We start from the raw sequence: 14,322 nt of genomic DNA, 5'->3' as shown, positions 1-14,322 counted from the left end.
GGTGGGCTGATGGAGCGAAGGTCTTGCATTAGCCCACACTTTCGCCGAGAGAACGGATCTCCTCCACGGCCTTGTTGAGCGCCGCCGGATCGGGTGACAACCCGGCGAGAATCGTGTGTACGGCCGAGAGCCCGGTCACGTCGAGCAGGTGTTTCTCGTTGGTCACCCACGCGCCACGCGCGGACTGGGCGGCATGGGCGTACTCCATCGCGGCGACGGCCAGTAGTCCCGCGCACTGAGTCACCCGGCCGTGCGGTGCATGATTCGTCTCGGCATAGCGCACATTCAGCCGGGCGCGTGCTGCCCACACTTCGGGTGCTGACTTGCGAAGGGCCGCCGGATAGTCCGGGCACGGCAGGATGCCGTGCAGCACTTTGTTGAGGGCGAGCTCGCCTACCACCAGGTAGCTGGGGATTCCCGCGAGGTGGAACATCAGCGGCTCGATGTGGAACTCGCCCCGCTCGGCGCGCACCAGTTGTTTCTGAACATCTGCCAGATCGCGGTAGTGCACATCGACATCCCGGCCGTCGATGTGCAGCCATGCGCCACCGTTGAACACCCCGCCGCCCCATGCCCCAATCTCGGATATCTCTCCGTCCCAACCGATCTGGCGCAGCTCGTCGGGGTCGAATTCGCCGCGGTAGTAGATCGCCAGGTCCCAGTCGCTGTCCGGGCGGTGCGTGCCCTGGGCGCGGGAACCGCCGAGGGTAACCGCCTCGACAGCGGGAAGTTCCGCGAGTCTGTCGGCGACGGAGTCGAGGAACGCGGTGTCGGTCATCGTCCAGCGATTTCGATGAGTGCCTCGACGGTTGCGATGAGTACGGCCCGGTGAGCGACCAGGCGCTCGGATGAGAAGGGCTCTGTAGTTGCGAGACCACGCAGCGCCGGCGATGCGCCGAACCACGCGGTGGTCAGCCCGAGCGTGAGGGCCAGGATGTCGGCAGCTTCCACATGTCCTGAAGGAGGGCATGTCTCGGCGATCGCTTCGACTTTTGCGGCGTAGGCGGCGGTTTCCGCGGGACCGGCGATGGGGCGTTCCAGCTGTGCCCAGGTGGCAAGTCTCAGATGTTCGGGATGGTCGATCAGATGGTCGAACAGCGCGCCTGCATAGCCCGGCAGATCCTTGGGCGTGAAGGGGACGGCATCGGACATCTGCTCAATGGAATGGGCGACCACGGTGTCGAACAGTGTTTCTTTGTTGGTGAAGTAGACGTAGAGCAGCCGTTTATTGGCCCCTGCCGCGGCACCGATCCTGTCGACACGCGCACCGGCCAGTCCATGCTCGGCGAACTCCGCGTAAGCGGCATCCAGTAGCCGCTTCTTGGTGGCAGAGGCGTCGGGCGGCATCCCATGAGCCTAGAGGCATGCCACCGCGCGATTTCGGCAGCGCACCGGCTGGGGCAGCGGTTATGCCGCCCAGCCCAGCCGGTGCGCCCCCGTCAGACCAGGTGGCTGTTGAACCAGTCGGCGATGTGGCCGACGGTGCGGTCGACGACATCGGGCTGGTCGTAGTACTGGAAGTGATTGGTGCCGTTCTCCCAGATGAGTTTCTTGTCGGCGGATGGGATCGACTCGAAATGCCGCCGCGCCGCAGCCGGATTCATGCAGGTATCGGAGTGGATCACCAATGCGGGCTTTTCCAGCTTGGCGGCACCAGGCACGGTGGTGTAGTCGAAGTGGTCGAGGTCGCTCATGATGGCGTAGCGGTTCTCCCAGCCTTTCAGCGTCCACGATCCGTACCAGCTCCACACCAGTGGCCCGGGCAGCCCGGCATCGGACCCGGCGACCGGGTCACCGAGGTCGGGGGAGACCAGAGGTGCGTAGAGGACTTCGCCGGTCTGCTCGTACCGGGCCTTGGCATCACGCGCCCGCGCAAGCCTGGCATCCAAGAGCGTTTCCAGCTGCTCGGTGGTGGGCGCGGTCGCCGGATCGAACGGGTTTTCGCTGACACCGGCGGCGATCATGAACAGGTCGGTCTCGCGGTCGCGGTAGTAACCGGTCACCGCGGCGACGGCCTTGATCCGGTCGTCATAGGAGGCGATATCGAGCATCTCGGGCCCGCCTTGACAGACGCCGGCCCCGAAGATGCGCGATGCGTCGACGTCATCGCGGGTCAGCAGGTAGTCGATGGCCGCCACCGCGTCTTCGTTCTTCATCTTCGGGTTCTCCAGACGGCGCGGTGTGCCGCCGCTCTCGCCCACGGTGCGCGGATCGAACGCCAGCGCCAGGAAACCTTCGTCCGCGAGACGGGTGGCGTAGTGGATCGGCGCCTGTTCTTTCTCGAATGAATAGGGGCCCAGCAGGACCACTGCAGGGAAGGGGCCGTCACCGTGGGGACGGTGTACGACACCGACGATGTCCTCGCCGTGCGAGGGGAAGACGACTTTTTCGGGCGTGTAGTTGCCGTGGTGTGGCATTCGCTTCTCCAGATTCTCGTCTAGCTGCTTGCCGTCGCGTCGGATACGGCCGGTACCGCCAGCATACATGTATATATCTAGTTAGTTACTTTGCTCTATGCGAATCGTGGGAGGTGTCGACCCTAGAACATATGTTCGATACACTGGCGGAATGGGCTGGTCGCAGGGTCCCACGACCTGGGCGGAAATGGAGCGGGTGCTTGATGGGCGCCCCAACCGGCACGCGCCTCCGGGGGACGGCGGGGACGGTCCGGCGTGGAGCCGAAAGCGCCCACCCTATGAGCCGCCCACTCGTGAGCGCGGACGGTCGTCGGTGCCCTACGCAGAGCTGCACGCGCATTCGGCGTTCAGTTTTCTCGACGGCGCCAGCCTGCCGGAGGAGATGGCGCAAGAGGCGGCCCGGCTCGATCTCAAGGCTCTGGCGCTCACCGATCATGATGGTTTCTATGGGGTGGTCCGTTTTGCGGAGGCCGCAAAGGAGCTCGGCTTGCCCACGGTGTTCGGTGCGGAGCTGTCTCTTGGTGGACAGGGCAACACGGAGGACTCCACGCATCTATTGGTGTTGGCGCGTGGACAGGAGGGGTATCGGAGGTTATCGCGTGAGATGTCGGCCGCACATATGTCCGGTGGTACACCCAAGGATCGGAAAGGTAAGCCGCGCTACGACCTTGACGTTTTGGCCGAGGCTGCCGGCGGTCATTGGCACATTCTGACCGGCTGCCGTAAGGGGCATGTGCGCCGAGCGCTCATCGCCCACGGTCCGGATGCGGCGGAAAAGGCGCTGGCTGGTTTGGTCGACCGGTTTGGGGCGGATCGGGTTAGCATCGAACTCAGTCGGCATGGCCATCCTGATGAGGATGAGCGCAACGCGGTGCTTGCCTCGCTCGCTCCACGATTTGGTGTCGATGTGATTGCCACCACCGCAGCACATTTCGCGAGACCAGACAATGGGCGGCTGGCGATGGCGATGGCCGCGGTGCGGGCGCGTAAGAGTCTCGATGACGCCGCAGGGTGGCTTGCCCCAGTGGGGGGAGCGCATCTGCGGTCCGGGGATGAGATGGCTCGGCTGTTCTCGCACTGTCCGCGCGCCGTGACGGCGGCAGCCGAGCTGGGGGAGGCGTGTGCTTTCGATTTGAAACTCATTGCCCCCAAGCTGCCACCCTTTGACGTCGAAGACGGACACACCGAGGCCAGCTTTTTGCGGAAGCTGGCGATCGAGGGCGCTGCTCGGCGCTATGGGCCACGGGCCGGTGCCGAGAAGGCTTACGTCCAGATCGAAAAAGAGTTGAATATCATTACGAGGAAAGATTTTCCGGGATATTTCCTGGTCGTCTACGACATTGCGCGCTTTTGTCGCGACAGTGACATCCTATGCCAGGGTCGAGGGTCTGCCGTTAATTCGGCGGTCTGTTACGCGCTTGGTGTCACCAGCATCGACCCGGTGGCAGAGGGTCTGCTATTCGAACGGTTCATGTCCGAGGCGCGTGACGGTGAACCGGATATCGATATCGACATCGAATCCGATCGCCGAGAAGAGGTCATCCAGTACGTCTACACCAAGCACACCCGTGAACGTGCCGCCCAGGTGGCCAACACCATTACCTACCGGGGGCGGATGGCGGTGCGGGACATGGCCAAAGCGCTCGGATACGCACAGGGGCAGCAGGACGCCTGGAGTAAACAGATGGGGCATTGGGGCGGTTTAGCTGATGCCGCCGAGGTCGACGGCATTCCGCCGCAGGTTATCCATCTGGCGCAGCAGATCAAGGATTTTCCCCGGCATATGGGCATTCACTCGGGTGGCATGGTGATCTGTGATAGGCCGCTGGCCGACGTAGTCCCCGTCGAGTGGGCACGCATGGAAAATCGCAGTGTATTGCAGTGGGACAAAGATGACTGTGCTGCAGTCGGTTTGGTGAAATTCGACTTGTTGGGTCTGGGCATGCTTTCGGCGCTGCACTACTGCATCGATCTCGTCGCGGAGCATAAGGGCATCAAGGTTGACTTGGCCCAAATAGACTTGAAGGAGCAGGCGGTGTACGAGATGCTTGCCCGCGCTGATTCGGTGGGGGTGTTCCAGGTGGAATCGCGTGCGCAGATGGCCACGCTGCCCCGGCTGAAACCCACGAAGTTCTTCGACTTGGTGGTGGAGGTGGCGCTCATCCGTCCCGGACCGATACAGGGCGGCTCGGTGCATCCATATATACGGCGGTACAACGGGATCGAAAAGAATTGGAAGTATGAGCATCCGTCGATGGAACGGGCGCTGAAGAAGACTCTCGGCGTCCCGCTGTTTCAAGAACAGCTGATGCAGCTCGCCGTCGATGTGGCGGGTTTTACTCCTGCCGAATCCGATCAGCTACGCCGCGCCATGGGGTCCAAGCGCTCTCCAGAGCGGATGGAGCAATTGCGCGCCAGGTTCTATGAGGGCATGGCCAGGTTACACAACATCACTGGAGAGCAAGCCGACAGCATTTATGAAAAGCTCTATGCCTTTGCCAATTTCGGGTTCCCAGAGAGTCATGCGCAGAGCTTCGCCTCGCTGGTGTTTTATTCGGCGTGGTTCAAGTTGCATCACCCTGCGGCGTTCTGCGCGGCGCTGCTGCGCGCCCAACCGATGGGCTTCTACTCGCCGCAATCTCTGGTGGCCGATGCCCGCCGACACGGCGTCACCGTGCACGGCCCGGATGTCAATGCCAGCTTGTCCTACGCGACCTTGGAGAATCGAGGGCTGGAGGTGCGGATCGGATTAGGCGCCGTTCGTCACATCAGCGACGATCTGGCCCAGATGATCGTCCAGGAACGAAAAACGCACGGCCCCTTTGTTTCTCTGCTTGATATGACCCGCCGCATCCAGTTGACCACCCCGCAGGTGGAGGCATTGGCCACCGGGGGTGCGCTGGGTTGCTTCGATATGTCCCGGCGCGAGGCGTTGTGGGTGGCAGGTGCGGCCGCCGCCCAGCGGCCCGACCGTCTGCCCGGTGTCGGAGTCTCCTCGCGTATTCCTGAACTCCCGGCGATGGGGGAGGTGACCCGTGCCGCCGCCGATGTGTGGGCCACCGGTGTCTCACCCGACAGTTACCCCACCCAGTTCCTGCGGGAACAGCTTGACGAGCTGGGTATCGTTCCGGCTAAGGGTCTTTTCGATGTCCCGGACGGGGCGCGGGTACTGGTGGCGGGGGCCGTCACACATCGTCAACGGCCGGCTACTGCGGCCGGGGTGACGTTCATCAATCTTGAGGACGAGACGGGCATGGTGAACGTGGTGTGCTCGGTGGGCCTGTGGGCGAGGTACCGCAAGCTGGCGGTGACGGCCCACGCGTTGATCATTCGTGGCCGGGTACAGAACGCCAGCGGAGCGATCACCGTGGTGGCCGATCAGCTGCGACCACTGGATCTGCGTGTCAGATCCACCTCGCGGGACTTCCGTTGAACGGCGATGAGCCGCTTGCGCGAAGAGCGTTAGACGCTGCCGTCGAATCCGTGTTGGCGCCAGGCCTCGTATGCGGCGATGGCCGCGGCATTGGACAGGTTGAGCGATCTGCGGCCGGGTAATAGTGGAATACGGACCCGCTCGGTGATGTGCGGATCGGCCAGCACCTTCGCGTCCAACCCGGTGGGTTCGGGGCCGAACAGCAGCACATCGCCGGGCTGATAGGCGATATCGGTGTACGTGACGCTCGCGTGGGCGGTGAAGGCATACACCCGTTGCGGTTGTAGTGATTCCCAAGCAGCCGAAAGACTCTCGTGGACTGTCACCGATGCCATGTCGTGATAGTCCAGGCCGGCCCGCCGCACCTTGGCCTCCGACAGGTCGAACAGCGGCTGCACCAGATGCAGCTCGCACCCGGTGCCCGCCACCATCCGGATCGCATTGCCGGTATTCGGGGCGATCCGGGGCTCATGGAAGAGGATGCGGAACATCCCACCATCTTGCGGCAACTCCTGTCGTGCCCGGCAGCGGCCCGGCCTGAAATCCTGCCGGGACAAGCACGTGGGGCTCGTCGCATATGAGCCTCATCGGTTCTCGCCCGCACCAAACCCGACAGGGCCAGGGCTGTTACATCTTCACCATTGTGCTGCGGCAGAGAACTGGAGGATCCGCGGCGGTCACCCGTCGGACCCGCCCGGCATGATGTCAGTCATGGCCGAGCACTGGATTGACCGTGAGATCGTCGCGGAGACCTTCTACGACGAGGACTTTCGCGAACTGCGCACCGAGCGTGTGGTCTTCACCGAATGCGATTTCAGCGGAGCCAACCTCACCGAGTCGCTGCATATCGGCACGGCCTTCCGGAACTGCACCTTCCGCCGCACCTCCCTCTGGCATTCGGAGTTCCGCCAGTGCAGCCTGCTGGGCTCCACCCTCACCGACTGCCGGGTGCGTCCGTCGAAGTTCATCGAGACCGACTTCACCCTGTCCTCGCTCGGCGGGCTCGACCTGCGCGAAATGGACCTGTCGGACTGCCGTTTCCGCGAGGCCAATCTGGTGGGCACCGACATGCGCAAGGCCAATCTGCACGGTGCCGATTTCACGGGAGCCCGCACGCAGAACCTAAAACTCGACGGCGCCGACCTCCGCGGTGCGCGCATCGACCCGACGCTATGGACCACGGCGGCCCTGATCGCCGCGAAAGTCGATCTGCCACAAGCCATCGCGTATGCCGCAGCGCACGGGTTGGACGTGCACGGCGGCTAGTGCGCCAGAGGATCTAACCCTTGAGGCGGATGCGCCAGCGCACGAACCCTGCCATCACCAGCGCCAGCAGCGCCAGGATGCCCATGTCGAACAGCCATGTCGAGGCGTTGTGATTCCACAGCTCGTCCTGCGGGCCCACCGGTACCAGCTTGCGCAGGTCGGTGGTAACGGCCGTCGCCGCGAATCCCCAGCGAGAAGGGAACAGGAACGAGAACTGTTCCAGCCCCGCACGTCCGGTCACCGGGATGAGGCCGCCGCTGAAGACGATCTGCGTCATGGTGGCGATCACGAGCATCGGCATCACCTGCTCGGCGGAGGTGGCCAGGGAGGACAGCACCAGGCCCAGCACGGTGGCCGCGCATGCGGTCGCGGCGACGGCGACCCACAGCTCGAAGTTCGCGCTTCCCAGCAGCACCGCACCCTGTGTCGGTCCACCGCGGATGATCACAATGACTGCCGTCATGACCGCGGACTGCACGATCGCGGCCCCGCAATAGGTGATGATCTTGGCCAGTAGATATGCCGTGGCCGACAGGCCCACCGCCTGTTCACGCCGGAAGATGACCCGTTCACCGATCAAGTCACGAATGGTCAGGGCCAGGCCCAGGAAGCTCGCACCGAGGTTGGTCAGTGCCAGCAGCAGTCCCGGTTCGTTCGGGTTGTCGGGTAACGCCACGTTGAACCCGGCACTACCGGGTACCGACAGCACCAGTCCGGCGAGGACGAACGGCAACAGCGCCAGGAAGATGAAATAGCCGCGGTCGGCCAGGATCAGCCGTCCCTGACGGCGCGCCACCGTGGAGACCTGCCGCAGCAGGCTGGTCTTGGGAGGCTTCCCGAGGTCGCCGGGTTTTACCGGGGCCGTGGCGGGTTTGTTCGCGGCGGGGTGCCGCGTCAGGTAGGCCTGGTGCACACCGTCCGGATCGGCCGCGGCATTGGCGAAGATATCGGCCCAATCGGTGGTGCCCATCTCCTGGTTGATGCTGCGCGGAGGTCCGCAGTACGCGGTCTTGCCGCCGGGCGCCAGCAGCAGCACCTGGTCGCAGTAGCTCAGATAGGTCAAGGAGTGTGTGACGACCACAACCACGCGGCCGGCATCGGCGAGCTGGCGCATCAGGCTCATCACCTGACGGTCCAGCGCCGGATCCAGACCGGAGGTGGGCTCGTCCAGGATCAGCAGAGACGGGCCGGTCAACAGCTCCATGGCCACCGAGGCGCGCTTACGCTGTCCACCCGAGAGCTTGTCGACGCGGGTCTCGGCGTGCTTTGTCATCTCGAGTTCCTCGAGAACCCGGGACACCACCTGCTCACGGTCTTCCTTGCTGGTGTCCGGTGGCAGTCGCAGCTCGGCGGCGTAATGCAGTGCCTGGCTGACGGTCAGCTGCGGGTGCACCACATCGTCCTGCGGCACCATGCCGATGCGGTTTCGCATCACGGCGTATTCGGCGTGCACCCCGTGGCCTTCGAAGGACACCTTGCCCGCCGAGGGTTGGGTGTTGCCGACGATCAACCGGGCCAGTGTGGACTTGCCCGCACCCGAGGGGCCGATGACCGCGGTGAGCGAGCCGGGTCCTGCCGAGAAGCTGATGTTGTCGAGTAGCTTCTTGCCACCCTCGACGGTGAAGTCGATGCCCTGCACCTCAAGACCGCCGACGCGGGCGGCCGTCGTCGGTTTGACGAGTGTGCCGTCCTGGACGACGAGGTCGACGTTACCGATGGTGACGGTGTCACCCTCGCGCACTGTTGCCTGCTCGACCTGCACACCGTTGACGAAGGTGCCGTTGATGGTGTGCAGGTCCTGGATCTCCAGGCCGCCGGCTGTCGGAAGTAACAAGGCGTGGTGCCGCGAGGCCAGCACATCGTTGACGACGATGGTGTTGTCGGGGGCACGGCCGACGGTGATGGCGCCGGGTGACGGTTTCGGTGCGCCGCCGCCGATGCCCAGCGCGCGCATCGCGCGGGTACCGAACGGTTCTACCGGCTCGCCGGAGTGTGCGGCGGGTACCGGGGTGGGGCCCGACGGGTACTGCTGGCGCGGGCGGGTGGGCCCGGAGGTACTGGACGTCCCATAGGTTTGGGGCCCCGAGGGCGGCGCGCCGTAGGGGTGCTGCTGGCCATAGGTTTGCGGACCTGGCTGCCCGTAGGTTTGCGGACCGGACTGGTAGCCGCCGGTGGGGTAGTGCTGTTGAGTGCCGGTATAGGCGGTCGGCTGCAGACCCGAGACATGACCGCGCATGGTGGGGGGAGCGATTCCCAGCTGTGTCTCACTGCCGAGACCGCCGAGGGCGAACGTCATCCGCGGTCCACCTGGGTCGCCGAGGTTGATCACCGTGTCATCGCGCACCTCGACCCAGCCGACCTGTCGGCCGTTGACGAAGATGCCGTTGAGGCTTCGTTGGTCCTCGGCGATCCATTTGCCGTCGACAAACCTGATTATCAGGTGAATACGCGACACCAATGGGTGCGTGATGCGTACATCGGCGTGGATATCGCGGCCGATATGAATGTCGTGCCCGGGTGCGAACTTTCGTTCGTCACCATCGAATACCACGGTGAGAGTGGGTGCTTCCCGACCAGTCATCGTCATCGACTGTATCGGGTCACGGCGTGGGACCGTCCTTCCCGCGCCGGGCGCCGCTACAGGGACTGGAGCAGAAACAAGGTCCAGGCAAGCGCCGCGACGCATAGCGCCGGCCAATACCAAATGTGCCAATGACGCCAGTGTCCGATGCCCATCGCTACCGGCGCAACCATGCACATCAACACCGTCAGCAACGACCAGACGAATACCTTGCCGGCTTCATCGGCCTGCTCCGGAAAGGCACCGCCGAACCCGACGGGGAAGATTGCCGCGAATACGACGACGCACGCCGCGATACTCACCAGCACCCACAGCAGCCAGCTGGTGACGGTCTCGGCTGGCCCGGCGCCCCGGCCAGCCGGCCGCCTCCACTCGCCGGTATCTGTCACGATCGCGAATGCTAATCCCGCTGGGCGCCGCGGGTATCAGTTCGCGACCGTAAATCGCTCCCGCCGGTGCGCTGGGTGTTCGAGTTCGTCGGCCACCGCGACCGCGAAGTCCTCCGCTGAGATGGACTGGCCGGCCGGAGAGCTATCGGCGACACGATAGGAGCCCGTGCGTTCTCCCGGTTCGATGAGTGGCGGTGGTGAGAGGTACACCCAGTCCACGTCGTGACCGGTTAGTTCGAGGGATTCCAGAACGGCTGCGTGGGCAAGCGCCTCGGCGCGGTACGACTCGGGGAATTCTGGCGAATCGACCAGGCGTTTGCCGTCCACCAGCAGGGACCCTGCGCCGCCGACGACGAAGAGTCGAGTGCCGTGGAGATTGGCAGCGGCTGTTGTAATCGCGTCGATGAACTCGCTGTGGGGAGCGCCGGAGCGGCTCGGGCCTATCGCTGAGACGACGGCGTCATGCGCGGCGGCCGTGCTTGCCACGAGCGCTCCGTCGGAAAGGGATCCGGCCTGGGCATGGTCTCCGCCTCGGCGGCTGTACCCGGTCACCGCGTGCCCGCGACCGGTGAGCTCGGTCGCGATGCGGGAGCCGACTGTCCCGGTGACGCCGAATATTGCGATCTTCATGGGGGAGGCCCCTTTCGTCGGTGAGGTGGACACTGCAAAGGTATCCAGTGGTAACTTGGTACCTCAAGGTAACTAATGGAGTCTCATGATGTCTGCTGCATCACAGCCCGCCGCGGGTGACTGGCTGGGGGATGCCTTCGACCAGAATTGCCCCACCCGCGTGGTGCTGGACAGGATCGGGGACAAGTGGACCGTGTTGGTGGTACTCGCTCTCGTTGACGGGCCGCTGCGTTTCACCGTCCTGCGCGAACGGATCGGTGGCGTCACTGGCAAGGTGCTCACCTCTACGTTGCGGTCGATGCTGCGCGACGGGCTGGTAGAACGCAGGGCCTACGCGACCGTGCCGCCGACGGTGGAGTACGAACTGACCGAGTTGGGTGATTCTTTGCGTCAGCCCATTGACGAGTTGAAGTCGTGGGCGGAGCGCCACGTTGCACATATCGTGCGCAACCGGGACGCGCATGATGCCGGTGCGCCGGTGGCGCCGCAGGCTACGTAAGGACGCAGTGGGTTCTGCTGAAAATCGTGGCCATGCACTGGTTGCAGTGGGTACACCGCGAATGAGTGGCCCGGTCGGCCGCCACCCGATTCACCAGGTCCGGATCGGCCAGCAGCGCACGGCCCATGGCCACAAACTCAAAGCCCTCCGCCATCGCCAGGTCCATGGTGTCGCCGCCGGCGATACCGCCCAACAAGATCAGTGGCATGTCCAGTTCGGCACGGAACCGGCGGGCATCGTCGAGCAAGAATGCGTCGCGGTAGGGGTAGGACCGGAAGAATTTCTTTCCCGTGACGCGCACACCCCACCCCAAGGGTTTGGGGAAGCCTTGGGCGAGTTCGCGGATCGGCACGTCGCCGCGGAAGAGGTACATGGGGTTCACCAGAGAGCTGCCCGCAGTCAGTTCGAGGGCATCGAGCCCGCCGTCCTCCTGCAGCCACATGGCGGTCTGGAGAGACTCCTCGATGGGGATGCCACCGCGGATGCCGTCGGTCATGGTCAGTTTTGCGGTCACGGCCAGCCGGTTACCGGCCACCTTGCGCACCGCGTGAACCACCGCGCGCGCCACCTTGGCCCGGTTAGCCAGCGATCCGCCGTATTCGTCGCTCCGCCGGTTGAACAGCGGGCTCAGGAAGGAGCTGACGAAATATCCGTGGCCCAAATGGATTTCGACGGCATCGAAACCGGCCTCGATGGCCAGGCGGGCTGCGTTCGCATGCGCGGCAATGACGCCCTCGATGTCGGAGATACTGGCCCGGCGGGCGAATTTCATGCCCAGCGGGTTGAAGAACCGGATCGGGGAGAGGGCACGCGACCCGTTTGACCGTGCGTTGGCCACCGGGCCGGCATGCCCGATCTGCGCCGAGACGGCGGCGCCGGTGTCGTGGATGGCGTCGGTCAATCTGCGTAGGCCAGCAACCGCTTCTGGGCGCATCCAGACTTGGCCGTACTCGGTGCGGCCTTCAGGGGCGACGGCGCAGTAGGCGACGGTAGTCATGCCGACACCGCCCAGCGCGGGCCTGCGGTGATATTCGATGAGATCGTCGGTTACCAGTGCGTCGGGGGAAGCGGCCTCGAATGTCGCGGCCTTGATCGTCCGATTGCGCAGCGTGACGGGGCCAAGCCGCGCGGGTGCCAGCACGTCAGGGATATCGCGAACGTCGGTGGCCACATTCCGGAGATTACGCCGCGACGAGGGCCGGCGAATTCTGGAGGCGCACTCCTACTTTTCGGCTCGGCCACGCGTTGTACGTTCGTCTCATGACCTCCCTGAATCTGTCCGCCGATGAAGTCCTGACCACCACCCGTTCGGTGCGCAAGCGCCTCGATTTCGACAGGCCCGTCGAACGTTCGGTCATCGAGGAATGCCTGAACATCGCGATGCAGGCGCCGACCGGCTCCAACCAGCAGGGCTGGCACTTTGTCATCGTCGAGGACGCCGACAAGAAGAAGGCCGTCGCCGACATCTACCGCGCGGGCTGGAACAAGTACGCCACCGGTCAGGGCCCCGAGTACGCCGAGGGCGACACCCGGGGTGAGCGACGCGACAAGGTGGTGGACTCGGCGGGCTACCTCGCCGAGAACTTCGAGCGGTCGCCGCTGTTCCTCATTCCGTGTATCGAGGGACGACTCGACAATCTGCCCGTGGTCGGGGCGGCATCCACCTGGGGATCGCTGCTGCCCGCGGTGTGGAGCTTCATGCTCGCCGCGCGCAACCGTGGTTTGGGGTCGGCCTGGACGACGTTGCACCTGATGGACGACGGTGAGAAGCGCACCGCCGACATCCTGGGCATCCCGTTCGACAAGGTCACTCAGGGCGGGCTGTTCCCTATCGCATACACCGTCGGTACCGACTTCCGGCTGGCGAAGCGTCAGCCGCTCTCGGACGTCCTGCACTGGGACACCTGGTGAATTACGTGGTGGATACTGACTCGGTGACTTCGGCAACGGCGACTCGACTTGACGGTAAGGCCACCCGCGACGAGATATTTGTGGAGCTGGCCACGCGCGCCGCGGCGCTCACGGCGGCGGGCAAGACGCCGGGCCTGGGAACCATCCTCGTTGGGGATGACCCGGGTTCGCAGGCCTATGTCCGCGGCAAGCACAACGATTGTGCCAAGGTGGGCATCAACTCGATCCGCCGTGATCTGCCTGCCGATATCGATCAGGCCACGCTGTGCGCGACCATCGACGAGCTGAACGCCAACCCGGACTGCACCGGATACATCGTGCAGTTGCCGCTGCCCAAACATCTCGACGAGAACGAGGCGCTGGAGCGCATCGACCCCGATAAGGACGCCGATGGCCTGCATCCGACGAACCTGGGCCGGCTGGTGCTCGGCAAGGAGGCACCGCTGCCCTGTACACCGCGCGGCATCGTGTACCTGCTGCGCCGCTACGACGTCAGGCTGGACGGTGCGCATGTTGTGGTGATCGGCCGGGGCGTCACGGTGGGCCGTCCGCTCGGGCTGCTGCTCACCAGGCGCTCGGAAAATTCGACGGTCACCCTGTGTCACACCGGAACTCGCGATCTGGCCGCGCTGACCCGTCAGGCCGACATTATCGTCGCCGCTGCCGGGGTGCCGCATATGCTGACCGCCGACATGGTCAAGCCGGGCGCCGCGGTGATGGACGTGGGCGTGAGTCGCGTCGAGGACAAGTTGACCGGCGACGTGGCGCCGGACGTCTGGGATGTCGCCGGATACGTCTCGCCCAATCCCGGTGGAGTCGGGCCGTTGACCCGAGCCTTCTTACTCACCAACGTGATCGAGCGGGCGGAACGTTCGTGACGGCCACACGTGACCTGTTCGCGGCGGCACTTGATGCCATCCGCCGCTTCGCCCGCGAGCAGTGGCCGATCCTGGTGGTGTCGGCGGTGTTTCTGGCGGCGTTGGGGTTGGTGATCGCCGACCGGTGGCGGCGCGGCGCGCTGGTGGTGGGAATCGCCGTAGGTGTGGCCGCAGCGCTGCGGCTGGTACTCACCGACGAGACGGCGGGACTATTGGCGGTACGCAGCAAGTCTTTTGATGTCGGTGCCCTCGCCGCCGTGGCGGCGGTGATGGTCTATCTGGCGTTGACGATCGACCCGCTGGGCACCGGCTAGGCGC

General features: G+C 64.7%; 14 protein-coding genes. 6 read left to right on the top strand and 8 right to left on the bottom strand.

Going from position 1 to position 14,322, the window contains the following annotated elements; genetic code table 11:
* Positions 1–28: 28 nt before the first annotated feature.
* From AC5Y5C_RS12440 to AC5Y5C_RS12430, 3 genes are all read right to left on the bottom strand, one after another.
* On the bottom strand, positions 29–778 hold the full coding sequence (locus AC5Y5C_RS12440; protein WP_499972480.1) for a nucleotidyltransferase domain-containing protein: 750 nt from the start codon (positions 776–778) through the stop codon (positions 29–31).
* The gene (locus AC5Y5C_RS12435) at positions 775–1,347 is read right to left on the bottom strand and encodes a TetR/AcrR family transcriptional regulator (protein WP_499972478.1); all 573 of its coding nucleotides are present in this window, start codon (positions 1,345–1,347) and stop codon (positions 775–777) included. Before AC5Y5C_RS12435 ends, AC5Y5C_RS12440 begins: the two co-directional genes overlap by 4 nt.
* 92 nt (positions 1,348–1,439) lie before the next feature.
* The gene (locus AC5Y5C_RS12430) at positions 1,440–2,417 is read right to left on the bottom strand and encodes an alpha/beta hydrolase (RefSeq protein ID WP_499973176.1); all 978 of its coding nucleotides are present in this window, start codon (positions 2,415–2,417) and stop codon (positions 1,440–1,442) included.
* Positions 2,418–2,568: 151 nt separating this feature from the next.
* Between AC5Y5C_RS12430 and AC5Y5C_RS12425 the strand changes: the two genes are divergently transcribed.
* Positions 2,569–5,850 carry an error-prone DNA polymerase gene (locus AC5Y5C_RS12425; RefSeq protein ID WP_499972475.1) on the top strand — a complete coding sequence of 1,094 codons (3,282 nt, stop codon included), beginning with the start codon at positions 2,569–2,571 and terminating at the stop codon, positions 5,848–5,850.
* Between the two features lie 29 nt (positions 5,851–5,879).
* Here AC5Y5C_RS12425 and AC5Y5C_RS12420 read toward each other — a convergent pair whose 3' ends face one another.
* A complete protein-coding gene (locus AC5Y5C_RS12420) occupies positions 5,880–6,341 on the bottom strand; it encodes a tRNA (cytidine(34)-2'-O)-methyltransferase (protein WP_499972473.1) in 462 nt (153 codons plus the stop codon).
* Positions 6,342–6,561: 220 nt separating this feature from the next.
* On the opposite strand from AC5Y5C_RS12420, the gene AC5Y5C_RS12415 reads away from it, so the two are divergent.
* Positions 6,562–7,116: a pentapeptide repeat-containing protein gene (locus AC5Y5C_RS12415; RefSeq protein WP_499972472.1), complete on the top strand. Its 555-nt coding sequence runs from the start codon at positions 6,562–6,564 to the stop codon at positions 7,114–7,116.
* Between the two features lie 13 nt (positions 7,117–7,129).
* Here AC5Y5C_RS12415 and AC5Y5C_RS12410 read toward each other — a convergent pair whose 3' ends face one another.
* The 3 genes from AC5Y5C_RS12410 to AC5Y5C_RS12400 are packed head-to-tail and all read right to left on the bottom strand — an operon-like array spanning position 7,130 to position 10,716.
* On the bottom strand, positions 7,130–9,697 hold the full coding sequence (locus AC5Y5C_RS12410; RefSeq protein ID WP_499972470.1) for an ATP-binding cassette domain-containing protein: 2,568 nt from the start codon (positions 9,695–9,697) through the stop codon (positions 7,130–7,132).
* A 56-nt stretch (positions 9,698–9,753) separates the two neighbouring features.
* Positions 9,754–10,086, bottom strand: a complete 333-nt coding sequence (locus AC5Y5C_RS12405; protein WP_499972469.1) for a hypothetical protein — start codon at positions 10,084–10,086, stop codon at positions 9,754–9,756.
* A 36-nt stretch (positions 10,087–10,122) separates the two neighbouring features.
* On the bottom strand, positions 10,123–10,716 hold the full coding sequence (locus AC5Y5C_RS12400) for an NAD(P)-dependent oxidoreductase (protein ID WP_499972466.1): 594 nt from the start codon (positions 10,714–10,716) through the stop codon (positions 10,123–10,125).
* A gap of 88 nt (positions 10,717–10,804) precedes the next feature.
* Between AC5Y5C_RS12400 and AC5Y5C_RS12395 the strand changes: the two genes are divergently transcribed.
* Positions 10,805–11,215 carry a winged helix-turn-helix transcriptional regulator gene (locus AC5Y5C_RS12395; protein WP_499972464.1) on the top strand — a complete coding sequence of 137 codons (411 nt, stop codon included), beginning with the start codon at positions 10,805–10,807 and terminating at the stop codon, positions 11,213–11,215.
* Here AC5Y5C_RS12395 and AC5Y5C_RS12390 read toward each other — a convergent pair.
* The gene (locus AC5Y5C_RS12390; RefSeq protein WP_499972462.1) at positions 11,208–12,386 is read right to left on the bottom strand and encodes an NADH:flavin oxidoreductase; all 1,179 of its coding nucleotides are present in this window, start codon (positions 12,384–12,386) and stop codon (positions 11,208–11,210) included. The genes AC5Y5C_RS12395 and AC5Y5C_RS12390 overlap by 8 nt on opposite strands.
* 89 nt (positions 12,387–12,475) lie before the next feature.
* Between AC5Y5C_RS12390 and AC5Y5C_RS12385 the strand changes: the two genes are divergently transcribed.
* Genes AC5Y5C_RS12385 through AC5Y5C_RS12375 form a run of 3 tightly spaced genes read left to right on the top strand, consistent with a single transcriptional unit; the run spans position 12,476 to position 14,318 of the window.
* A complete protein-coding gene (locus AC5Y5C_RS12385; RefSeq protein ID WP_499972460.1) occupies positions 12,476–13,126 on the top strand; it encodes a nitroreductase family protein in 651 nt (216 codons plus the stop codon).
* A gap of 23 nt (positions 13,127–13,149) precedes the next feature.
* Entirely contained in the window at positions 13,150–14,004 is an 855-nt protein-coding gene (locus AC5Y5C_RS12380; protein WP_499972458.1) for a bifunctional methylenetetrahydrofolate dehydrogenase/methenyltetrahydrofolate cyclohydrolase, read from the top strand.
* Positions 14,001–14,318: a DUF3017 domain-containing protein gene (locus AC5Y5C_RS12375; protein WP_499972456.1), complete on the top strand. Its 318-nt coding sequence runs from the start codon at positions 14,001–14,003 to the stop codon at positions 14,316–14,318. The genes AC5Y5C_RS12380 and AC5Y5C_RS12375 overlap by 4 nt, the downstream gene beginning before the upstream one ends.
* Positions 14,319–14,322: the final 4 nt, after the last annotated feature.

The sequence above is a fragment of the Mycobacterium sp. NGS15 genome, from assembly GCF_059813245.1.
Note: the sequence above shows the minus strand (reverse complement) of the source record. Positions and strands in the feature narration are given on the sequence as shown.